General features: G+C 63.2%; 17 protein-coding genes. 8 read left to right on the top strand and 9 right to left on the bottom strand.

The genetic code is table 11. The annotated features are described in order from the left end of the window. Positions 1-51: 51 nt before the first annotated feature. A complete protein-coding gene (locus tag VWY60_RS14325; RefSeq protein ID WP_416540908.1) occupies positions 52-588 on the bottom strand; it encodes an Lrp/AsnC family transcriptional regulator in 537 nt (178 codons plus the stop codon). Here VWY60_RS14325 and VWY60_RS14320 point away from each other — a divergent pair. Beyond that, the gene (locus VWY60_RS14320; protein ID WP_340547466.1) at positions 587-898 is read left to right on the top strand and encodes a cupin domain-containing protein; all 312 of its coding nucleotides are present in this window, start codon (positions 587-589) and stop codon (positions 896-898) included. The two genes, VWY60_RS14325 and VWY60_RS14320, sit on opposite strands and share 2 nt — an antisense overlap. Positions 899-1,010: 112 nt before the next feature. Here the strand turns inward: VWY60_RS14320 and VWY60_RS14315 are convergent, their stop codons facing one another. From VWY60_RS14315 to xdhA, 7 genes are all read right to left on the bottom strand, one after another. Further along, complete coding sequence (locus tag VWY60_RS14315; RefSeq protein ID WP_416537545.1) at positions 1,011-2,087, bottom strand: BMP family ABC transporter substrate-binding protein; 1,077 nt, start codon at positions 2,085-2,087, stop codon at positions 1,011-1,013. Positions 2,088-2,145: 58 nt separating this feature from the next. Continuing rightward, a complete protein-coding gene (locus VWY60_RS14310) occupies positions 2,146-3,066 on the bottom strand; it encodes an ABC transporter permease (protein WP_340547464.1) in 921 nt (306 codons plus the stop codon). 1 nt (position 3,067) lies between these two features. Continuing rightward, positions 3,068-4,150 carry an ABC transporter permease gene (locus VWY60_RS14305; RefSeq protein ID WP_416540907.1) on the bottom strand — a complete coding sequence of 361 codons (1,083 nt, stop codon included), beginning with the start codon at positions 4,148-4,150 and terminating at the stop codon, positions 3,068-3,070. Positions 4,151-4,270: 120 nt separating this feature from the next. Beyond that, on the bottom strand, positions 4,271-5,788 hold the full coding sequence (locus VWY60_RS14300; protein WP_416540906.1) for an ABC transporter ATP-binding protein: 1,518 nt from the start codon (positions 5,786-5,788) through the stop codon (positions 4,271-4,273). Next, the gene (gene xdhC, locus VWY60_RS14295) at positions 5,785-6,744 is read right to left on the bottom strand and encodes a xanthine dehydrogenase accessory protein XdhC (RefSeq protein ID WP_416540905.1); all 960 of its coding nucleotides are present in this window, start codon (positions 6,742-6,744) and stop codon (positions 5,785-5,787) included. Before xdhC ends, VWY60_RS14300 begins: the two co-directional genes overlap by 4 nt. Before the next feature lie 3 nt (positions 6,745-6,747). After that, a complete protein-coding gene (xdhB, locus tag VWY60_RS14290; protein WP_416540904.1) occupies positions 6,748-9,114 on the bottom strand; it encodes a xanthine dehydrogenase molybdopterin binding subunit in 2,367 nt (788 codons plus the stop codon). Next, a complete protein-coding gene (gene xdhA, locus VWY60_RS14285) occupies positions 9,114-10,508 on the bottom strand; it encodes a xanthine dehydrogenase small subunit (protein WP_416540903.1) in 1,395 nt (464 codons plus the stop codon). Before xdhA ends, xdhB begins: the two co-directional genes overlap by 1 nt. 395 nt (positions 10,509-10,903) lie before the next feature. Here xdhA and dnaE point away from each other — a divergent pair, with 395 nt between their 5' ends. Continuing rightward, positions 10,904-14,416, top strand: a complete 3,513-nt coding sequence (dnaE, locus tag VWY60_RS14280) for a DNA polymerase III subunit alpha (protein ID WP_340547458.1) — start codon at positions 10,904-10,906, stop codon at positions 14,414-14,416. Between the two features lie 109 nt (positions 14,417-14,525). After that, a complete protein-coding gene (locus VWY60_RS14275; protein ID WP_416540902.1) occupies positions 14,526-15,056 on the top strand; it encodes a GNAT family N-acetyltransferase in 531 nt (176 codons plus the stop codon). A gap of 6 nt (positions 15,057-15,062) precedes the next feature. Here VWY60_RS14275 and VWY60_RS14270 read toward each other — a convergent pair whose 3' ends face one another. Further along, positions 15,063-16,265 (bottom strand): ROK family transcriptional regulator, encoded by a 1,203-nt coding sequence (locus VWY60_RS14270; protein ID WP_416540901.1) that lies wholly within the window; start codon positions 16,263-16,265, stop codon positions 15,063-15,065. A 168-nt stretch (positions 16,266-16,433) separates the two neighbouring features. Here VWY60_RS14270 and VWY60_RS14265 point away from each other — a divergent pair, with 168 nt between their 5' ends. From VWY60_RS14265 to VWY60_RS14245, 5 genes are all read left to right on the top strand, one after another. Further along, positions 16,434-17,450 (top strand): sugar ABC transporter substrate-binding protein, encoded by a 1,017-nt coding sequence (locus VWY60_RS14265; protein WP_416540900.1) that lies wholly within the window; start codon positions 16,434-16,436, stop codon positions 17,448-17,450. Positions 17,451-17,619: 169 nt separating this feature from the next. Beyond that, positions 17,620-18,681 (top strand): ABC transporter permease, encoded by a 1,062-nt coding sequence (locus VWY60_RS14260; protein WP_340547454.1) that lies wholly within the window; start codon positions 17,620-17,622, stop codon positions 18,679-18,681. Further along, a complete protein-coding gene (locus tag VWY60_RS14255; RefSeq protein ID WP_416540899.1) occupies positions 18,681-19,457 on the top strand; it encodes an ATP-binding cassette domain-containing protein in 777 nt (258 codons plus the stop codon). Before VWY60_RS14260 ends, VWY60_RS14255 begins: the two co-directional genes overlap by 1 nt. Then, positions 19,454-20,098 (top strand): nucleoside/nucleotide kinase family protein, encoded by a 645-nt coding sequence (locus VWY60_RS14250; RefSeq protein ID WP_102870413.1) that lies wholly within the window; start codon positions 19,454-19,456, stop codon positions 20,096-20,098. The genes VWY60_RS14255 and VWY60_RS14250 overlap by 4 nt, the downstream gene beginning before the upstream one ends. Beyond that, complete coding sequence (locus VWY60_RS14245) at positions 20,095-21,066, top strand: carbohydrate kinase family protein (protein WP_416540898.1); 972 nt, start codon at positions 20,095-20,097, stop codon at positions 21,064-21,066. Before VWY60_RS14250 ends, VWY60_RS14245 begins: the two co-directional genes overlap by 4 nt. Positions 21,067-21,196: the final 130 nt, after the last annotated feature.

The raw sequence follows: 21,196 nt of genomic DNA, 5'->3' as shown, positions 1-21,196 counted from the left end.
TGAACGGACACGGGAGCGGACCCGAGATCTGCGGCCGGCATCTGCGCGGGATTATCGGAGGGTGCGCAGCACCACGTTCGAGTTCGAACCGGCAATCCAGTCGCTGGCCCCGATCCTGTCATTGAGCGCCGTCAGCGCGGCGACATCCGGCACGGCACATCTGACGATGGCGTCGATCTCACCGGACAGAGACATCACCTCCTGCACGCCCTCGAGCGAGGCCATCCAGGTCAGCGCATCGGTGCATGGGCGGACCGCAATTCTGACGAAGAGGACCGCCCGGATCAGGTCGTCCTGAGGCTCCGATAGCTGAACCCGATATCCGCTGATCACGCCACGTGTCTCAAGCTTCGACAGCCGGTCCTGAACCGCGGTCCGGGACAGGCCGATCTGGCGCCCGATTTCGGCAGCGCTGGTGCGGGCGTTCCGTTCCAGAACCGCCAATATCCGTTTGTCCGTCCGATCCACGTTGAATTCCCCGATTGGCAGGCTGATCATGTCGGAACGCAAGTATCCGATCCGTTGCCGCAGCCGTAACATCGCAGTTGAGATGAACCACATCAACCACAGCAGCCGGGGGTAGGGCATGAAGAAGATCACCGCAACGGCGTTTACGGGCGAAAAGGCCTGGGACGCGCTGGATATCGAACGCATAAGCGATGCAACCGTGCGGCTGCATTGGACTGACGCGCCGTATAAATGGCATGTCAACGATGGCCCTGAGGTCTTTGTCGTGCTGGACGGAGAGGTCGACATGCATGTTCGCATCGACGGGGCCGAGCGTATCCTGCGCCTGCTGCCGGGTGACATCTTTCATGCCGAGAGCGGCGATGAACATGTGGCGCATCCCGATGGGCCGGTGCGGGCGCTTGTCATTGAAACGGCGGGCAGCATCTAGACGGCGGCATTTGCCCTGCGGTCGCGCGAGAGGAACAGCGACGGCCGCTATGAAAAAGGCCCGCCGGACTGGCGGGCCTTTCTGCTGCGGGTCATCTGAAGGCGGTGGCGGCTTATTGCGGAATGTCGCCTTCCAGGCCTTCGACGTAGAAGTTCATGCCGGCCAGGGTGCCGTCATCGGCGGTCTCGCCTTCGGCCAGCCAGTCGGAGCCGTCCTGCTTTTTGATCGGGCCGGTGAAGGCGTGGTAGGAGCCATCGGCCAGCGCGGCTTTCAGCTCCAGTGCGGAGGCTTTCACATCAGCGGGAACCGCATCGGAGATTTCACCGATGCCAACCATGCCGGCGCCAATGCCGTCCCAGGTGTCGCTGCTTGTCCAGGTGCCGTCGATCACGGCCTTGGTGCGGGCGATGTAATAGGGCGCCCAATTGTCGATGATCGAGGAGACGCGCGGCTTGGGCCCGTATTCGGCCATATCGGACGCCTGACCAAAGGTGATCACATTGCCTGCGGCCTGTGCGGCGGCCTGCGGTGCGGTGGAATCGGTGTGCTGCAGGATCACGTCAGCTCCCTGTTCGATCAGCACCTTGGCGGCATCAGCCTCTTTTGCGGGATCAAACCAGGTGAAGGCCCAGACGATCTTGAACTGGACGTCGGGGTTCACCTTCTTGGCGTGCAGATAGGCCGAGTTGATGCCGCGGATCACTTCGGGGATCGGGTAGGAGCCGATGTAGCCGATGATGTTCGACTCCGTCATCTGGCCGGCAATGTGGCCCTGAACCGCGCGGCCCTCGTAGAAGCGGGCGGAGTAGGTCGAGACGTTGTCGGCGCGCTTGTAGCCGGTGGCGTGCTCGAACTTCACGTTCGGGAATTTCTTGGCGACGTTGATGGTGGGATCCATGTAGCCAAAGGAGGTGGTGAAGATGAGATCCGCACCTTCCAGCGCCATCTGGGTCATCACGCGCTCGGCATCGGGGCCTTCTGCGACGTTCTCGACATAGACGGTTTCGACCTTGTCGCCGAATTCCGCAACCACGGCCTTGCGGCCCTGATCGTGTTCATAGGTCCAGCCACCGTCACCGACAGGGCCGACATAGACAAAGCCCACTTTGGTCTTGTCCTCGGCCAAGGCCGCACCGGTGGCCAGGCCAAGCGCCACGGCGGCGCTGGTCAGAAGGTTGGTCAGTTTCATCAGGTTCTCCCCAGTTGCATCTATTGACCCCGACAGCGGGGCAGTGAAAAGCCCCCCGTCAGCGGGAGGCGTGGAAGTTGCGGCCAAGGGCGGCAGGTGCGCTGCTTTTGTCCGCCGAAAGAATGACAAGCACGATAATTGTGATCACGTAGGGCGACATTGCCAGATACTCCACCGGGATGGCAACGCCTGCCGCTTGCAGATTGAGCTGCACCACGGTGACGCCGCCAAAAAGATAGGCACCAAGGAGTGCGCGCCAGGGTTTCCAGCTGGCAAAGACCACCAGCGCCAGCGCAATCCAGCCCACGCCCGCGGTCATGCCTTCGGTCCATTGCGGCACCCGGATAAGGCTGATGTAGGCCCCGCCGATACCGGCACAGGCGCCACCGAACATGATCGCCATCAGGCGGATGCGGATCACCTTATACCCCAGCGCATGGGCGGCATCGTGGTTTTCCCCCACCGCGCGCAGCACCAGTCCGGCGCGAGAGAATTTCAGCAGCGCCCAGACTGCGGCGGTCAGCGCGATGCCGAAATAGAGGATGATGTCATGGCCAAAGAGGATCGGGCCAATCACCGGCAGGTCGCTCAGGACGGGGATGTGGATGTCGCTCATCTGTGGCGGTTTCACACCGACGTAGGATTGCCCCATCAGCGCCGACAGGCCGAGGCCGAACAGCGTCAGCGCCAGACCGGAGGCCACCTGATTGGCCTGCGCCACAAGGGTCAGAAAGCCAAACAGAACCGACAGCGCTGCCCCGGCAACAGCGGCGGCAAGGAACCCGATCAGGGGCGAGCCGGTCTCCACCGCGGTGGCAAAGCCTGCGATGGCGCCGGTGATCATCATGCCTTCGACGCCAAGGTTCAGAACGCCTGATTTCTCCACCACCAATTCGCCAATGGCAGCGATCAGGATCGGTGTGGCCGCCACCATCAGCGAGGCGATGAGCAGGACCGGGTTGATTGCAGAAAGATCCATGTCACACCACCTCGGGTTTGCTGAGCGCAATGCGGAAATTGGTCAGGAGATCCAGCGCCAGAAGGAAGAACAACAGCATCCCCTGAAACACCTGGATCGCCGCCGAAGGCAGGCCCATGTTGGACTGCGCGATATCGCCGCCGATATAGGTCAGCGCCATCAGACCACCCGCCAGCAGGATGCCGACAGGGTGCAACCGGCCCAGAAAGGCGACGATAATGGCGGTAAACCCGTAGCCGACGTTGAAATCGATGGAGATCTGGCCAGAGGGGCCGGAGACCTCAAACAGACCCGCAAGACCCGCCAGCGCGCCGGAGGTGCCAAGGCAGAACAGCACCAGCCGGGTGGGGTTCACGCCCGCAAAACGCGCGGCACGTGGCGCCTCGCCAGTCAGGCGGATGTGATAACCCAGCATGTGACGGTTGAGCAGCACATAGGCAAAGATCACCGCGATCAGCGCCGCCACAACACCCCAGTGCATGCCGGTGCCCGTGATCAGCTCGGCGTTATGGGCGCTGTCCCAGGATTGCAGGTTGCGCGAGCCGGGAAAGCCAAAGCCCTCGGGGTTTTTCAGCAATCCCAGCGAGACCGAGGCGAGAAACTGCTCGGCCACATAGACCAGCATCAGCGAGACCAGGATTTCATTGGTGCCAAAGCGGGTTTTCAGCACTGCGGGGATCATCGCCCAGGCCCAGCCCCCCAGCGCGCCTGCCACCACCATCAAGGGAAAGATAAGTGCCGAGTCTGTAGGGTAATAGGCAAGGCCAGCCCCGGCGCCACAGATGGCGCCCATGATATACTGGCCCTCGGCGCCGATGTTCCAGATACCCGCGCGAAAGCCCAGCGACAGGCCGATGGCGATCAGCACCAGTGGCGCGCCCTTCACCAAGAGCTGCGGGCGGTAGTAAAAAGCAAATTCGCCAAACAGCGGATCCCAGAAAATGGTGCGGATCGCCTCAACCGGGTTCTTGCCAAGGGCCGCAAACAAAAGCCCGCCCGCGATCATGGTCGCCAGCACCGCCACCAGCGGCGTCGCCATCGACCAGACCCGCGAGGGCTGTGGTCTCTTTTCTAGCCGGATCATTGTTGTTGTCCCCCCCGGTCGCAGATCTGTGCCTGCGTGCCTGTCATCTTTCCAAAAATACTCACACTCCCGACCCGGCAGCCCGCGCTGCGGCCGGGATGGGCACGCCCGGCTGCGAGGCTAGACATGCGCGACCTCCATCCCATGTGCTCCCCCCATCATCAGGCCGATTTCATCGACGCTCAGCCCGGTTGTGGGGCGCGGCGCGCTCAGGCGGCCTTCGTTCAGGGCGGCAAAACTGTCGGCAATCTCCATCAGCTCATCCAGATCCTGGCTGATGCAGATTACCGCAGTGCCCCCGGCGGCCAGATCCAGCAGCGACTGGCGGATCGCGGCGGCGGCGGCGGCATCCACACCCCAGGTCGGCTGGTTCACCACCAGAACCTCAGGGTTTTGCAGCACCTCGCGGCCAATGACGAATTTCTGAAGATTGCCCCCCGACAGCGAACGCGCCGCGTTTTCAGGTCCGGGGGTGCGCACGTCGAAATTCTTGATGACCTTTTCGGCAAATTCCTTGGCCAGCCCCCATTTCAGAAAGCCGTTGCTGGACAGGCCTTCGCGGGTGGCGGCGGTCAGCATGGCATTTTCCGTCAGGCTCATATCCGGTGCGGCGGCATGGCCGAGACGCTCCTCCGGCGCGGCCAGAATACCCAGGCGACGACGCGCAACAGGGCCAAGGTGGCCGACCGGCGCGCCATGCATCTTGACCGCATCGGCAGCGGTGGTGGTTTCGCCGGACAGAACGCCTAGAAGCTCGTCCTGGCCATTGCCCGCCACCCCGCCAATGCCGAGGATTTCGCCCTGGCGGACGGTCATATGCACATTCTTCAGCGCCGTGCCAAAGGCCGAGGGCGCAGGCACCGACAGGCCGGTGATATCCAGCGCCACATCGCCCAGATCGCGGCCCGCGCGCTCCGGTGTCTGCAGCGCGGTGCCCACCATCAGCTCGGCCATATCGCGGGCCGAGGTTTCAGAGGGGACACATTCGCCGACATTCTTGCCCAGCCGCAGGATGGTGGCGTGATCACAGAGCGTGCGGATCTCTTCCAGCTTGTGCGAAATATACAGGATCGAGGTGCCCTCGGAGCGCAGCTTCTGCAAGGTCTGGAACAGGATATCCACCTCCTGCGGGGTGAGAACCGAGGTCGGCTCATCCATGATCAGCAGCTTGGGGTCCTGCAACAGGCAGCGGATGATCTCCACCCGCTGGCGTTCGCCGGCAGAGAGATCGCCCACCGTGCGATAGGGGTCCAGCGGCAGGCCATAGGTTTCCGAAACCTCGCGGATGCGGCTGGCCAGATCGCGCAGGGCAGGCGGCTGTTCCATGCCAAGGGCGATGTTCTCCGCCACGTTCAGCGCGTCAAACAGCGAAAAATGCTGAAACACCATCGCGATGCCATCCGCCCGTGCCTGTCGCGGCTCGGCTGGGGCATAGGGGGCGCCGCGCAGCAGCATGGTACCGCTGTCCGGTTTCACCAGCCCGTAGATCATCTTGACCAGCGTCGATTTCCCGGCGCCGTTTTCGCCGAGCAGGGCATGAACCTCTCCCGCGCCGATATCAAAGGAGACCGTATCGTTGGCAACAACACCAGGATAGGCCTTTGTCAAACCTTGCAGGCTCAGGAGAGGTTGGGTCACGCGCGTCTGTCCTTCTTCAACTCGTCTGTTGCGCCCATCCGCAAGAGCTCTGCCGCGACCCCGACCGCAATCATCTGCGGATGTTTGCCAAGGCCGGGATCCCCGATCGGGCAGGTGAGCCGGGCGATCTGCTCGGGCCGGTGGCCAAGATCCGCCAGCCGCGACCGGAACCGTGCCCATTTGGTGGCAGATCCGATCACCCCGGCAAAGGCAAAGCCGCGCAGCAATAAGGCGTGGCATAGCGCCAGATCCAGCGCATGGGAATAGGTAAGCACCAAATGCCGTGCATTTTCAGGGGCATGCGGCACCAGTGCCGCAGGTTCCGCCGCCGGAACCATAGTGACTGAGGGCGGGATCCGGGCGGGAAAACGGTCAGGGCCGGTATCTACCCAGGTGATGTCGAGATCCGGCAGCGGCGCCAGCACATCAACCAGAGCGCGGCCGACATGGCCCGCCCCCCAGATCCACAGCGGGGTTTCGGCACGATGGACCGGTTCCAGCAGCCAGCCGTCAGCCAGCTGCGCGTCGGGCCGCTGCCCCTGGCTGCGGGCCAGCGCCAGCTTGCGGCGCAGGCCTAGGGGTGGCTCGCCCGGCTCGCCCAGCTCGGTGGACAGGGCGCGCAGGATCACATCGCCATCCAGCCGGTCCAGATCGGCAGCGCGGTAGATCTCGCTCCACAGGGTGACGGAGCCGCCGCAGCATTGCCCCAGATCCGGGCCAAGCGCGCGGATGGTCTGCAAACGGGTCTTGCCATCCTGCAACTGGCGGCGGGCAGCCTCGGCGGCCTCATGCTCCAGCGCGCCCCCGCCGATGGTGCCGGACTGGCCGTCGTCCCAGACCAGCATGGCGGCGCCCACCTCACGCGGGGAAGAGCCGCGGATGGCGGCAATCACCACCCGCACCACCGTGCCATGGGCGCCGATCCTGCGGCGCAGATCCTGAAGATCAAACCCCATGGCTCAGGCCCCCGGCGCGATGCGACGCACCGCGCGCCAGATCTCCTCCGCCGTGGCGGGGGCATTGAGCGCAGGATAGGCGGGCGCGAAGTGCCCGACCGCATCACCAAGCGCCAGCCAGGCGGAAATCCCCAGCATAAAGGGCGGCTCTCCCACCGCTTTGGAGCGATAGATGCTGTCCTCGCGGTTCTCGCCGTCCCAAAGAGCCACATTGAACACATCGGGGCGATCCGAACAGGCGGGGATCTTGTAGGTGGAGGGCGCATGGGTGCGCAGATTGCCGGTCTGATCCCAGACCAGTTCCTCTGTGGTGAGCCAGCCTGCACCCTGCACATAGGCGCCTTCGACCTGGCCGATATCCAGCGCCGGGTTCAGCGAGGCGCCGGCATCATGCAGCACGTCGGCGCGCAGAATGCGGTTTTCGCCGGTCAGGCGGTCGACGACAACTTCGGTGATCGCAGCGCCATAGGCAAAGTAGAAAAACGGCCGCCCCTTGCCCTGAATGCGGTCCCATTCCAGTTTCGGCGTCTTGTAGAACCCGGTGGCCGACAGGCTGATACGCCCCTCATAGCAGATCTGTGCTGCACGGGCGAAGGGCAGGGCCTCGGCGCCGATCCGCACCTCATCATCGGCAAACACCACCTCCGCTGCGGTGACCTGATAGCGCTCGGCCAGATGATCGGCCATACGGTCGCGAATGCTGTCGCAGGCGGCCTTTACCGCCATCCCGTTCAGATCGGTGCCGGAGGAGGCGGCGGTGGCCGAGGTATTGGGCACTTTGGCCGTGTCGGTGGCGGTGATCTTCACCTTTTCCAGCCCGATGCCAAAACGGCTGGCGGCCACCTGTGCCACCTTCTGGAACAGGCCTTGCCCCATCTCGGTGCCGCCATGGTTCAGATGGACCGAGCCGTCCTGATAGACATGCACCAGCGCACCCGCCTGATTGAGATGGGTGAGGGTGAAGGAAATGCCGAATTTGACCGGAGAAAACGCAATCCCGCGCTTGAGCCGCTCATTCCCGGCGTTCCATTTGGCGATCTCGGCCTTGCGCGCGGCATAATCCGCGCTCTCCAGCAGCTGCCGGGTCATCCCGTGCAGCTCGAAATCGGTGACCTCCATCCCGTAGGGCGTGGTATTGTCCGTCTTCTGGCCGGATATCTTCTGGCCGGAAATATCCCGGGGGGAGGCCGCAGGCCGGGGGGCAGCGCCCCCGTCGCCCGCCGTTTGGGGGGCATCGTAATAGTTCTTCATGCGCAGATCGACCGGATCCAGCCCCAGCTTATGGGCCGCGTGATCCATCACCCGCTCGATCCCGACCATCCCCTGCGGACCGCCAAAGCCGCGATAGGCGGTGGCGCTCTGCCGGTTGGTCTTCAGCCGGTGGCTTTCGATGCGGATCGCGGGGATCGCATAGGCGTTGTCGCTGTGCAGCATGGCGCGGTCGGCCACCGGCAGCGACAGATCCTGTGCCCAGCCGCAATCGACCAGATGGGTGAACTCAACCCCCAGAATGCGCCCCTCGGCGTCAAAGCCCGCGCGGTAGGAAATGCGAAAGGCGTGACGCTTGCCGGTGATGGTCATGTCGTCGTCGCGGTCATAGCGCATCTTGCAGGTCCGACCGGTGGCGCGTGCGGCGATGGCGCAGGCGACGGCCAGCGCGTTGCCCTGACTTTCCTTGCCACCAAAGCCGCCACCCATGCGCCGGGTCTCAACCCGCACGCTGTGCATCGGCAGGCCGATGGCCTCGGCCACCTTATGCTGGATCTCGGTCGGGTGCTGGGTCGAGGAGTTGACCAGCATGCCGCCATCTTCCTGCGGCTGGGCGAGGGCGGCCTGACCTTCGAGGTAGAAATGCTCCTGCCCGCCAATGTCGAACGTGTCTTCGACCACATGGGCGGCGGCGGAGATGGCGCTGCCTGCGTCGCCTTTGCTGTAGATGCGTGGGCCGTCTTCAAACCGGCTGTCGGCGGCCAGCGCATCCTCCAGCGTCAGGAGGGCCGGGCGTTCGGCGTAGCTGACCTGACCTTTGCGCGCGGCCACCCGCGCAGCACGATGGGAGGTTGCCACCACCAGAAACACCGGCTGGCCGATATAGTGGACAGACCCCTTGGCCAGCAGCGGCTCGTCATGGGCAGACGGCGAGACGTCATTGTCAAACGGCAGATCTTCCGCCGTCAGCACGGCAACCACGCCATTGCTCTGGCGCACGGCGTCCAGCTCCAGTGCGGTGATATCACCATGGGCCACGGTTGAAAGGCCAAAGGCCAGATGCAGGGTGTCGCGCGGGGTCGGGATGTCATCGACATAGCGCGCCTGACCGGTCACATGCAGCCGTGCCGCATCATGGGGGAGGGGTTTTGCAACAGCCATCACTTCACCTCCAGCACATGTGTGGGTGCGCTTGTCTGGCCCAGATCGTCAAAGTAGCGTGCGAGCATATTTGCCGCAGCCTCCAGCCGGTAATCGGCCGAGGCGCGCATATCGTTCATCGGGGTGAAGTCGCGGGCAAATTCGCCCCGCGCGGTGGCGAGTGTTGCGGCCGACAGGTCTTGACCAATCAGGGCGGCCTCCACGTGGCTGGCGCGTTTGGGCACGCCCGCCATGCCGCCAAAGGCGATGCGCGCGGCGGTGATCCGGCCCGCGTCGACCGTCAGGTTAAAGGCGCCCAGAACGGCGGAGATATCCTGATCGAACCGTTTGGAGAGCTTGTAGACGCGCAAGCCATCGGTCTGCCCCTTCAGGCGTGCGGGCAGGGTGATCGCCTCGACAAATTCACCGGGCTGGCGGTCCTGCTTGCCATAGTCGATGAAGAAATCCTCAAGCGGCAGGCTGCGGCGGCTGTCGCCCTTGCGCAGCTCCAGCGTTGCACCAAGTGCGATCAGCGCGGGCGGATTGTCCCCGATGGGGGAGCCATTGGCGATATTGCCGCCGATGGTGGCGGCGGCGCGCACCTGCTGGCTGGCAAAGCGGCGCAGCATTTCGCCATAAGACGGATGCCGCGCGGCGAGGGCGCTGCGCAGCTGGTTCATATCCACCATCGCACCGATACGCAGGCTGCCGTCGGGCTGTTCGGTGATCTCTTTCAGGTCATCGCAGCCATCGAGGAAAATCACATCCGACAGATCGCGCAGCTGTTTGGTCACCCAGAGACCCACATCCGTGGCGCCTGCAATCAGCGTCGCGTCCGGGCAGGCAGCATAGGCGGCGGCCAGCTGGTCGGCGGAGGTGGGGCGCAGAGACGTGGCATCGCCGCCTGTGTCAGGCAGGCTGATGGCATCTTCGCCGTGGATCCAGTCGGGGACGGGTTCGGCGCTGGCGGCTTCGGCGGCGCGGATGATCGGCGCATAGCCGGTGCAGCGGCAGAGATTGCCTGCCAGCTGGTCGTCGTGATCCGAGGCGCCATTTTTGTGGGCGGTCACCATCGACATGATGAACCCCGGCGTGCAGAAACCGCATTGGCTGCCGTGGTGGGTGATCATCGCCTCCTGCACCGGATGCAGCTGGCCATCGGGGCCGGCCGCGCCTTCGACGGTGCGGATGGATTTGCCGTGCAGCTGCGGCAGGAACAGGATGCAGGCATTGAGCGGTTTGGCGCCTTTGGCGTCGGTCACCATCACGGTGCAGGCGCCGCAGTCGCCCTCGTTGCAGCCTTCTTTGGTGCCGGTCAGCCCGCGCTCTTCGCGCAGCCAGTCCAGCAGCGTCGCCGTCGGAGAAACCTCCGTCAGCGCGACCTCTTCACCGTTCAGCCGAAAGGTGATTGTCATGTCAGAAACCCGTCGCGTTACTCTGGTTTTCCCTTGGTGCCATCCCTTCGATGCGACGTAGAAGACATGGCGGGCCTTGGTGGTTCCGTTGCCGATAGCCTAGAAAGCAGGCTGTTGTTCTGGCAAGGAAAAGTGACTCTGCCATGGAGTCGACGCGGGGCGCAAGATCCTTGCTGAATACCGGCGTATGCTGTTATTTTTGAACGACTTTAGGTCAGATTGTCGCGGCGTTGATGGTTGGGTTCGATAAGACTTTCAAAGAAAGCAGAATAATAATCGCTGAATATTACGGCATCGGGTGAAACCTGCGCGGCGGAACGGGGGATGGGCAGGGTCGCGGCTTCTCCGGTGCGGAACCGCTTTAACCTTGGCGGCGCTGACGCTAGCTTGACGGGATGACAAGCTCTCCCCGATTCATTCACCTGCGCACCCATACCGAATATTCGCTTCTGGAAGGCGCATTGCGGCTGAAGAAGCTGCCGGACCTGTGCAAGAAGCACGAGATGCCCGCGATTGCGGTGACCGACAGCAACAACCTGTTCTCGGCGCTGGAGTTTTCGGTGTCGGCCAGTGGCGCAGGGGTGCAGCCGATCATCGGCTGCCAGGTCGATCTGCGGTCTGCCGAGCCTGCCCCGGGCGAGCGGCCCAAACCGCCAGCGCCGCTGGTGCTGCTGGCGCAGAGCGAGACCGGCTATGAGCATCTGATGAAGCTCAATTCCTGCCTCTATCTGCGGCAGGGCAGCGAGCTGCCGCATGTGACGCTGGAGGAGCTGGCGCAATATGCAGGCGATGTGATCTGTCTGAGCGGCGGGCCGGATGGGCCGGTGGGGCGGCTGTTGCAGCAGGGGCAGCGCCCGGCGGCAGAGGCCCTGATGCAGCGGCTGAAAGCGATCTTTCCAGATCGGCTTTATGTGGAGTTGCAGCGCCATCCGGGCGAACACGGCCAGCCTGAAGCTGAACAGCTGACCGAGCGGGGCCATATCGAGATGGCCTATGCGATGGACCTGCCGCTGGTTGCCACCAATGATGTCTATTTCCCCAACACGGAAATGTATGAGGCCCATGATGCGATGATCTGTATCGCGGAAGGCGCCTATGTCGATCAGGTGGAGCCGCGCCGCAGGCTGACCGCGCAGCATTACTTCAAGAGCCAGGAGGAAATGGTCGCGCTGTTTGCCGACCTGCCCGAGGCGCTGGAAAACACCGTGGAGATCGCCAAACGCTGCGCTTTCATGGCCTATCGGCGCGATCCGATCCTGCCGAAGTTTGCCGATGACGAGGTGGCCGAATTGCGCCGCATCGCCAATGAGGGGCTGCAAAAACGTCTCGCCGTGATCCCCCATGCCGTCAGCGTCGAGGAGTATCAGGAGCGGCTGGATTTTGAGCTGGGCATCATCGAGGGGATGGGGTTCCCCGGCTATTTCCTGATCGTTGCGGACTTTATCCAATGGGCCAAGGATCACGACATTCCGGTGGGGCCGGGGCGGGGTTCCGGTGCGGGCTCGCTCGTGGCCTATGCGCTGACGATTACCGACCTTGACCCGCTGCGCTACAGCTTGCTGTTCGAACGCTTTCTCAACCCCGAACGGGTGTCGATGCCCGACTTCGACATCGACTTCTGCATGGATCGCCGCGAAGAGGTGATCAAATACGTGCAGGAGAAATATGGCCGCGACAAGGTGGGGCAGATCATCACCTTTGGCGCGCTGCTGTCGAAGGCGGCGGTGCGCGATATGGGGCGGGTTCTGCAGATGCCCTATGGCCAGGTGGATCGGCTGTCGAAGCTGATCCCGGTCGAAGGCGTGAAACCGATGTCGATTGTGGACAGTCTGCGCGAAGAGCCGCGGCTGCGCGAGGAGGCGGAGAACGAAGAGGTTGTCGACCGGCTGTTGAAATACGGCATGCAGGTTGAGGGGCTGTTGCGATCAGCGGGCACCCACGCAGCCGGTGTGGTGATCGGTGACCGGCCACTGGATGCGCTGGTGCCGCTTTACCGCGATCCGCGCTCGGACATGCCCGCCACCCAGTTCAACATGAAATGGGTGGAACAGGCCGGGCTGGTGAAGTTCGACTTCCTCGGCCTGAAGACACTCACCGTCATTCAGAACGCGATGGACCTGATTTTCCAGTCGGGCCGCGATCTGCATGTCGCCGCCGATGGCACCCAGCTTTATGATCCGCCGGAGGGGGCGGAGAACCAGATCAACGCCATCCCGCTGGACGATGCCGTTACCTATGACCTTTATTCGCGGGCCAAGACGGTGGCGGTGTTCCAGGTGGAATCCACCGGCATGATGGATGCGCTAAAGCGCATGAAACCCACCTGTATCGAGGATATCGTGGCGCTGGTGGCGCTCTATCGTCCGGGTCCGATGGAGAACATCCCGGTCTATTGCGAGGTCAAGAATGGACTGCGCAAGATCCAGTCGGTGCATCCGCTGATCGACCATATCCTTGAGGAAACCCAAGGCATTATCGTCTATCAGGAACAGGTGATGCAGATCGCCCAGGTGATGGCGAATTATACCCTTGGCGGTGCGGACCTATTGCGCCGCGCCATGGGTAAGAAGATCAAGGAGGCGATGGACGCCGAACGTCCCAAATTTGAAAAGGGGGCGGCAGAAAACGGCGTGCCTGCCAAGAAGGCGTCGGAGGTGTTCGACCTTCTGGAGAAATTCGCCAACTACGGCTTTAACAAATCGCACGCGGCGGCCTATGCGGTGGTCAGCTACCAGACCGGCTGGCTGAAGGCGAACCACCCGGTGGAGTTCATGGCCGGCGTCATGAACTGTGATATCCATCTGACGGATAAGCTGGCGATCTATTTCGAAGAGGTCAAAAAAGGCCTGAGCCTGCCCTATGTGCCGCCCTGTGTGAACCGCTCCGAGGCGACATTCAATGTGGTCAAGGGCGAGCTGGTCTATGCGCTGGGCGCGCTGAAAAACGTCGGTGTCGAGGCGATGCGGCTGGTGACAACGGCGCGGCGCGAGAGTGGGCAGGACAAACCCTTTGCCACGCTGTTTGATTTTGCCCGCCGGGTAGATCTGAAAAAGGTCGGCAAGCGTCCGCTGGAAATGCTGGCGCGGGCGGGCGGCTTTGACCAGCTGGACAGCAACCGGCGCCGGGTGTTTGAGAGCCTCGGCGCGCTGGTGGATTACTCCGCTGCGGTGCATGACCAGCGGAATTCCAGCCAGGTGTCGCTGTTTGGCGAGGCGGGCGAGGACCTGCCGGAGCCGCGGCTGCCCAACGTGCCCGACTGGCTGCCCGCCGAACGGCTGTCGGAGGAGTTCAAGGCGATTGGTTTCTACCTCTCGGGCCACCCGCTGGACGACTACATGCCTGCGCTTAAACGCAAGGATGTGATGACGCTGGACGAGGTCACGGCCAAAGCAGAGCGCGGTCCCTTCATGGCGAAGATGGCCGGGGTTGTGGCCGGGCGGCAGGAACGCAAATCGGCGCGCGGCAACCGTTTTGCCTTTGCCCAGCTGTCGGACACCAGCGGCGGCTATGAGGTCACGCTGTTTTCCGAAGTGCTGGAGAAATCACGCGAATACCTGGAAACCGGTGCCAAGGTGGTGATCACCGCCGAGGCCACGATGGAAAGCGATCAGCTGAAGCTGCTGGTGCGATCTGTCGGGCCGGTGGATGCGGCGATTGCCGATGCCGGCCGCAGTTCGCTGCGGGTCTATATCTCGCAGGCAAGCGCAGTGGCGACGGTGGCGCAGGTGCTGGAAGACGCCAAGAAAGCTGCCCGCAACGCCTCGCGCGGGGAGGTCTATATGTACCTGCAGGATCCCGGCCTGCCCGGTGACGTTGAGATGGATCTGGGCCAGCCCTTCCCCATCAATCCCCAGATCAAAGGCGCCCTAAAGTCGCTGGACGGGGTGATGGATGTTGAGGAGATTTGACGGTGTAGACTGCCGTTTGCCCGGCTGACAGGCGCGGGCCGCGCCAAACCAGAACCTTGCCCATCATATTCCCACGCTGAATTTCCGATGAGAGAAAGGACCCATTGACGTGACCGACCATCCCGACTTTACCCTGCGGGTTGCAGATGTGGCGGATGCCTCCAGCTTGGCGGCGCTGTCGCTGGAGGTCTGGATCGGGACCTATCTGCGTGAAGGGGTGAGCGGGTTTTTTGCCGATTATGCACTGGCAGAGCTGACGGCGGCGCGGTTTGAGGCGCATCTGGCGAACCCGCAGGAGCATTTTATCGTCTCGCAAAATAGGGTCGGCATTGATGGCTATATCCGCATCAGTCGGGGCAGTCCGGGGCCTGTGCCAGGCTGTTCGGATGTGGAGATCACAACGCTCTATGTGCAGCCGCGCCACCACGGGCGGGGCATTGGGACTGCCTTGCTGCGGGCGGGGCTGGAATATTGCGTGGAGGAGGGCGTGCAATCCGTCTGGCTGGCCAGCAATGCCGAGAACGCGCCCGCCAAGGGGTTTTACCTGTCGCAAGGTTTTGACCGGATTGGCGAGACACGGTTTTTGATCGCGGATCAAGCCTATCCCAATGATGTCTTTGCGCGGGCCTGTTGCGGCTGATGGCGATCACAGGGCGGCGTTGAACACCGAGTTGGTGTCGAGCAGATATTGCGAGATGATCGGGCCGCTGGCAGCGCCGATGGCGCGGGCGTTGGGGCCGATGGCACCGGGGTCGATGCGCGGCAGGATCAGGCCACGGGCATCCAGAGAGGTGAGCGCGGCGCGGGTACGCTCGACCAGGGCGCTGCGCACGCTGTCGGGCAGGGCGCCGTCGATCAGCACCGCCTCGAAGTCGATGACCGCGCAGGTGGCGAGGCTGGCGCGGGCGATGGCGTCGGCGGCCTGATCGAGCCAGGGGGTCAGCTCCGCCTCGAACCCGGACCAGTGCATCGGCAGCTGCCAGAGCTGGCCGGGATCCTTGCCCGCATCGCGCAGCCGCTGTTCGAGCAGATGGATGGAGGCGAGATCCAGCAGCTTGGTTTCCTGCCCGTCCGGACCCAGCATCGACAGGGACCCAAGCGCGCCGGCATTGCCCTGATTGCCCTCAAGCACCCGGTGGTTCAGCACCACGCCACCGCCGATAAAGGCGCCGACAAAGAAATAGGCATAATCGCGATAGGCCTTGCCCCGGCCATACATATGTTCGGCGCGGCAGGCGGCGGTTGCGTCATTCACGACATGTACGGGCAGGGTGCTGAAGCGCGATATTTCAGACGCGAAATCAACCGTTTGCCAAGCCGCAAGCGCCTCTGCCGGGGCATTGATCTGGGCGTGCCAGGTCCAAAGCTGAAAGGGGGCTGCCACGCCAATGCCGCAGATGCGGGGCAGCAGGTCTGCGGGCAGCGCGGCCTCCATCTGGGCGATGCTGTCGCGCAGGAAATCAAAGACCACGGCGGGGGTGGGATAGGGGTAGCGCAGGCGCAGCTGCTGGCGTACCGCACCGCAGACATCCATCAAGAGCACTTCGACACTGCGGCGGCCGATTTTCAGCCCGTAGGAAAACAGGCCATCGGGGTTGAGGCCCATAGGGACCGAAGGTTTGCCGACCCGGCCGCGCTGCGTTTCGCCACGCTGCAACAGCCCGTCGGTTTCCAGTTTGCGCAGGATGACAGAGACAGTCTGCGGCGACAGGCCGGTGCCACGGGCCAGCGCGCTGCCGGGCATCGGGCCGTGGCGTTGCAGCAGGGACAGGATCAGCCGTTCGTTGAAGACGCGCACGCCGGTCTGATTGACGCCGCCGCTCAGGGATCTGACTTGCTCATGTTCCATGCGGCGGACCCTAATCACGCTTTGAGACCTAAGAAAAGTGCGAAGATCGACTTAATAAGTCAAGTTGATTTATATATTGACAGAGAGGCCAGAATCACGGCCCACTATGGGCGACACGACGGTTTGCCCGTCCTGTTTTGTTGCGTTGTGATGCTGAGGGAGGACATCATGAAGAATATCCTACTGGGAACAGCCGTTGGAATTGCTGCCATGACCGGCAGCGCCTTTGCCGCAGAGGGTGTGACGGCCTGCCTGATCACCAAGACCGATACCAATCCGTTTTTCGTCAAGATGAAAGAGGGCGCCGAGGCCAAGGCGGCGGAGCTGGGCATGACGCTCAAGAGCTTTGCCGGGAAGGTGGATGGCGACCATGAAACCCAGGTTGCCGCGATTGAGACCTGCATTGCCGATGGCGCCAAGGGCATCCTGCTGACCGCCTCTGACACCTCGTCGATCGTGCCTGCGGTGCAGCAGGCGCGCGATGCGGGGCTGGTGGTGATTGCGCTGGACACGCCGCTGGAGCCAATCGACTCGGCCGATGCGACATTTGCCACCGACAATTTCCTGGCTGGTGAGCTGATTGGCAAATGGGCGGCGGCGAGCCTTGGCGATGAGGCTGCCAATGCCAAGATCGCGATGCTGGACCTTGCTGTCAGCCAGCCCACCGTGGGCGTGCTGCGCGATCAGGGCTTCCTGCAGGGGTTCGGCATTGATCTTGGCGATCCCAACAAATGGGGCGATGAGACCGATCCGCGCATTGTCGGCAATGACATCACCGCAGGCAATGAAGAGGGCGGTCGCCGCGCGATGGAGAACCTGCTGGCGAAGGACCCGATGATCAATGTGGTCTATACCATCAATGAACCCGCCGCTGCCGGTGCCTATGAGGCGCTGAAGGCAATCGGGCGTGAAAACGACGTGCTGATTGTCTCGGTCGATGGCGGCTGTCCCGGCGTGCAGAACATCAAGGACGGCGTCATCGGTGCGACCTCGCAGCAGTATCCGCTGCTGATGGCGTCCAAGGGGATCGAGGCGATCAGCGCCTGGGCCACCACGGGTGAGAAGCCTGCGCCGACACCGGGCAAGGCGTTCTTTGACACCGGCGTGGCGCTGGTGACCGATCAGCCTGCCGAGGGCGTCGAGAGCATCGACACCGAAGAGGGCATGAACCTCTGCTGGGGGTGATCAGGTGACACACCCCTTAGAGGCAGGCCAGACAAGGGGCTGTTAGCCAAGGCGAGCCATGGGGGCGGTGGAAACATCGCCCCTTCTGCACCGCTGCGATCCCTGTCGCAGCCGCATCCCCGGCTGTGGGTGTCAGGCCCATCGGACGCCGGATCTTACGGAGACAGATATGACCACGCCCCACAGCTATGAAGCGGCGGCCAGCGGCAGCCCCGAGGCCGTTGCGGATTTTGACCAGGGAGAGGCCTCCTTTATCAGCCGGTTGCAGCATCTGCTGCATGTGACGCCATCGCTGGTGCCGCTGATCGTGCTGGTGCTGTCGGTGATCGTCTTTGGGCTGCTGCTGGGCTCGAAGTTCTTTTCGCCCTTTGCGCTGACGCTGATCCTGCAACAGGTGGGCATTGTCGGCATTGTGGCCTGCGCGCAGTCGCTGGTGATCCTGACGGCAGGTATCGACCTGTCGGTGGGGGCGATCATGGTGCTGAGCTCGGTGGTGATGGGTCAGTTCACCTTTCGCTACGGGGTGCCGCCGGAAATCGCGGTGGTCTGCGGGCTGATCTGCGGCACCCTCTGCGGCTTTATCAACGGCTGGCTGGTGGCGCGGATGAAGCTGCCGCCGTTTATCGTGACGCTGGGCATGTGGCAGATCGTGCTGGCGACGAATTTCCTCTATTCTGCAAATGAGACCATTCGCAGCCAGGTGATCGCCACCGACGCCCCGCTGTTGCAGCTGTTTGGCGAGAAGATCAAGATTGGTGGTGCGGTCTTCACCTATGGTGTGATTTTCCTGGTCATTCTGGTGGTTCTGCTGGCCTATGTGCTGCGGCATACGGCCTGGGGGCGGCATGTCTATGCGGTTGGCGATGACCCGGAGGCGGCGGAGCTGTCAGGGGTCAAGGTGAACCGCGTGTTGATCTCGGTCTATATGCTGTCGGGGCTGATCTGCGCCTTTGCAGGCTGGGCGATGATCGGGCGGATCGGGTCGGTCTCGCCGACCTCGGGACAGCTCGCCAATATCGAGAGCATCACGGCGGTGGTGATCGGGGGCATTTCGCTGTTTGGCGGTCGCGGCTCGATCCTGGGGGCATTCTTCGGCGCGCTGATCGTGGGCGTCTTTACCCTGGGGCTGCGCCTGCTGGGGGCGGATGCGCAGTGGACCTATCTGCTGATCGGCCTGCTTATCATTGCCGCGGTGGCGGTAGACCAGTGGATCAGAAAGGTATCGGTCTGATGGAACCCATTTTGAAAGCCCGAGGTCTGGTAAAGCGCTATGGGCGTGTCACGGCGCTGGACCATTGCGATTTCGATCTGATGCCGGGGGAGATTCTGGCGGTGATCGGTGACAATGGCGCCGGGAAATCCTCGCTGATCAAGGCGATTTCCGGCGCGGTGGTCCCCGACGCGGGCGAGGTCTGGCTGGAGGGGCGAAAGGTGGCGTTCCAGTCGCCGATTGATGCCCGCGAAGAGGGGATCGAGACGGTCTATCAGACGCTGGCGATGTCGCCTGCGCTGTCGATTGCCGACAATATGTTCATGGGGCGGGAGCTGCGCAAACCCGGCTGGCGGGGCAATCTGCTGCGGCAGCTGGATCGCGCGCGGATGGAGCAGATTGCCCGCGACAAGCTGAATGAGCTGGGGCTGATGACCATTCAGAACATCAATCAGGCGGTGGAGACGCTGTCGGGTGGTCAGCGTCAGGGCGTGGCCGTGGCGCGGGCGGCGGCCTTTGGGTCCAAGGTGATTATTCTGGACGAGCCGACGGCGGCGCTGGGCGTGAAGGAAAGCCGCCGGGTTCTGGAGCTGATCCAGGACGTGCGGTCGCGCGGCATCCCGATCATCCTGATCAGTCACAATATGCCTCATGTGTTTGAGGTCGCGGATCGCATCCATGTGCATCGGCTGGGCAAGCGGCTGTGTGTGATTGATCCCAAACAGCACAGCATGTCGGATGCGGTCGGCTATATGACCGGCGCGCAGGTGCCATCCGAGGATTTGACCGCAGCATGACACGAGAGGTGACATCACTGGCGGATCTGGTGGCGCAGGTGCAGGCGTTGCCGGTGGCCGAAGGGCGCGCGCGGCGTCTGGTGGCGCTTGCAGGCGCGCCGGGCAGTGGCAAATCCACCCTGGCAGAGCTGCTGGTGCAGGCGCTCTGTGCCAATGGCACAGGGGCTGCGGTGGTACCGATGGACGGCTTCCATCTGGACAATCGGTTGCTGTCGGAGATGGACCTGCGTGATAGGAAAGGCGCGCCGGAGAGCTTTGATCAGGCCGGGTTTCAGCGGTTGATTGCGGCCATGGCGATAGAAGAAGAGGTGATCTACCCCGAATTCGATCGCGCACGGGATATTGCCATCGCGGGCGCGGCGCGGGTCGATGCTGGTGTTGAGGTCGCCGTGGTCGAGGGCAATTATCTGATGTTTGACGCGCCGGAATGGCGCGATCTGGCGGCGCTTTGGGATCTGTCGGTACGGGTCGATGTTCCGCGCGACATATTGCGGGAGCGGCTTGTGGCGCGCTGGCAGGCCTATGGTTTGAGCGATGCCGAGGCAGAGGCACGGGCGGAGGGCAATGACATGGTCAACGCGGATCGTGTGGCCGCTGCGGCCCTTCCTGCGGATGTGATCTGGAAAGGTGAGACAGAATGATCCTGTGTTGTGGAGAGGCGCTGATCGACATGATCCCGGCGCCGGTTGCCGGGGCTGTGCCCATGGTGGATGGCGCGGATGCGCAGACCGGGTTTGTGCCCCATTGCGGCGGCGCGGTGTTCAATACGGCGATCGCGCTGGGGCGTCTGGGGCAGACGACCGGGCTGTTCACCGGCCTGTCCCGCGACCTGTTTGGCCAGCAGCTGGCGGCGGCGCTGGTGGCGTCGCATGTGGATCACGGGTTTGCAGAACGATCTGATCAGCCCTCCACACTGGCCTTTGTGCATCTGCGTGACGGTCATGCGGAGTATCATTTCTTTGACGAGAATTCCGCCGGGGCCAGCCTGCGTCCTGACCGGTTGCCAGAGTTGTCCGAGGATGTGGACACGTTGTTCTTTGGCGGGATTTCCCTGTGCAATGGCGCTGCGGCAGAGACCTATGCAGCGCTGGCGGCGCGCGAACGGGGGCGCCGGATCATCATGATCGACCCCAATGTGCGCGCCGGGTTTGCCAAGGATGAGGCGGCCTATCGCAGCCGCTTGGCGGCGATGGTGGCGGGGGCCGGTATCGTCAAAGTCTCGGATGAAGATCTGCACTGGATCTATCCCGGCGATGCACCGATTGAGGAGAAAATCCGCCAGATCCTGGCCGGGGAGGCCGGGATGGGACCTGGGCTGGTGATCCTGACGCTGGGCAGCAAGGGCGCGAAGGGGTTCCTGCGGTCCGGCCCCACGGTCGAGGTGCCCGCACAGGTGGCGGTGGTCGCGGATACTGTCGGGGCTGGCGATACGTTCAATGCAGGGTTTATGGCCGCCGCGACCGAGGCCGGCGTGCTGGCGGATGCGGCCAGCGGTGAGATGGATCCCGAGCAGCTGCGCGTCTGTCTGGGCTACGGCGCACGGGCTGCCGCCGTCACTGTTTCCCGCCCCGGTGCCAATCCGCCCTGGCGTGACGAGCTGGCGGGCTAGGGCCCGGTCCAACATTTGATCTGCTAAAAGGCGCCACCCGGTTACAACTGCCGGTGTGGCGCTTTGCGTTGGGGATTGTCGGATATTATATGTTCATGTAATGTTCTCATGAATTATCTAGTGGAGGGTT

It is taken from the genome of Phaeobacter sp. JH20_26 (genome assembly GCF_048056275.1).
GTDB classification, from domain to species: domain Bacteria; phylum Pseudomonadota; class Alphaproteobacteria; order Rhodobacterales; family Rhodobacteraceae; genus Phaeobacter; species Phaeobacter bryozoorum.
The sequence above is the reverse complement of the archived record's forward strand: the minus strand, read 5'-3'. Positions and strand labels throughout refer to the sequence as shown.

Bases quoted from the DNA above. Each gene is read 5' to 3' on its own strand.
- VWY60_RS14320 (WP_340547466.1), top strand. From the start codon at position 587: ATGAAGAAGATCACCGCAACGGCGTTTACGGGCGAAAAGGCCTGGGAC.
- VWY60_RS14325 (WP_416540908.1), bottom strand. From the start codon at position 588: ATGCCCTACCCCCGGCTGCTGTGGTTGATGTGGTTCATCTCAACTGCG.
- VWY60_RS14315 (WP_416537545.1), bottom strand. From the start codon at position 2,087: ATGAAACTGACCAACCTTCTGACCAGCGCCGCCGTGGCGCTTGGCCTG.
- VWY60_RS14310 (WP_340547464.1), bottom strand. From the start codon at position 3,066: ATGGATCTTTCTGCAATCAACCCGGTCCTGCTCATCGCCTCGCTGATG.
- VWY60_RS14305 (WP_416540907.1), bottom strand. From the start codon at position 4,150: ATGATCCGGCTAGAAAAGAGACCACAGCCCTCGCGGGTCTGGTCGATG.
- xdhC (WP_416540905.1), bottom strand. From the start codon at position 6,744: ATGGGGTTTGATCTTCAGGATCTGCGCCGCAGGATCGGCGCCCATGGC.
- xdhB (WP_416540904.1), bottom strand. From the start codon at position 9,114: ATGGCTGTTGCAAAACCCCTCCCCCATGATGCGGCACGGCTGCATGTG.
- xdhA (WP_416540903.1), bottom strand. From the start codon at position 10,508: ATGACAATCACCTTTCGGCTGAACGGTGAAGAGGTCGCGCTGACGGAG.
- dnaE (WP_340547458.1), top strand. From the start codon at position 10,904: ATGACAAGCTCTCCCCGATTCATTCACCTGCGCACCCATACCGAATAT.
- VWY60_RS14270 (WP_416540901.1), bottom strand. From the start codon at position 16,265: ATGGAACATGAGCAAGTCAGATCCCTGAGCGGCGGCGTCAATCAGACC.
- VWY60_RS14265 (WP_416540900.1), top strand. From the start codon at position 16,434: ATGAAGAATATCCTACTGGGAACAGCCGTTGGAATTGCTGCCATGACC.
- VWY60_RS14260 (WP_340547454.1), top strand. From the start codon at position 17,620: ATGACCACGCCCCACAGCTATGAAGCGGCGGCCAGCGGCAGCCCCGAG.
- VWY60_RS14255 (WP_416540899.1), top strand. From the start codon at position 18,681: ATGGAACCCATTTTGAAAGCCCGAGGTCTGGTAAAGCGCTATGGGCGT.
- VWY60_RS14250 (WP_102870413.1), top strand. From the start codon at position 19,454: ATGACACGAGAGGTGACATCACTGGCGGATCTGGTGGCGCAGGTGCAG.
- VWY60_RS14245 (WP_416540898.1), top strand. From the start codon at position 20,095: ATGATCCTGTGTTGTGGAGAGGCGCTGATCGACATGATCCCGGCGCCG.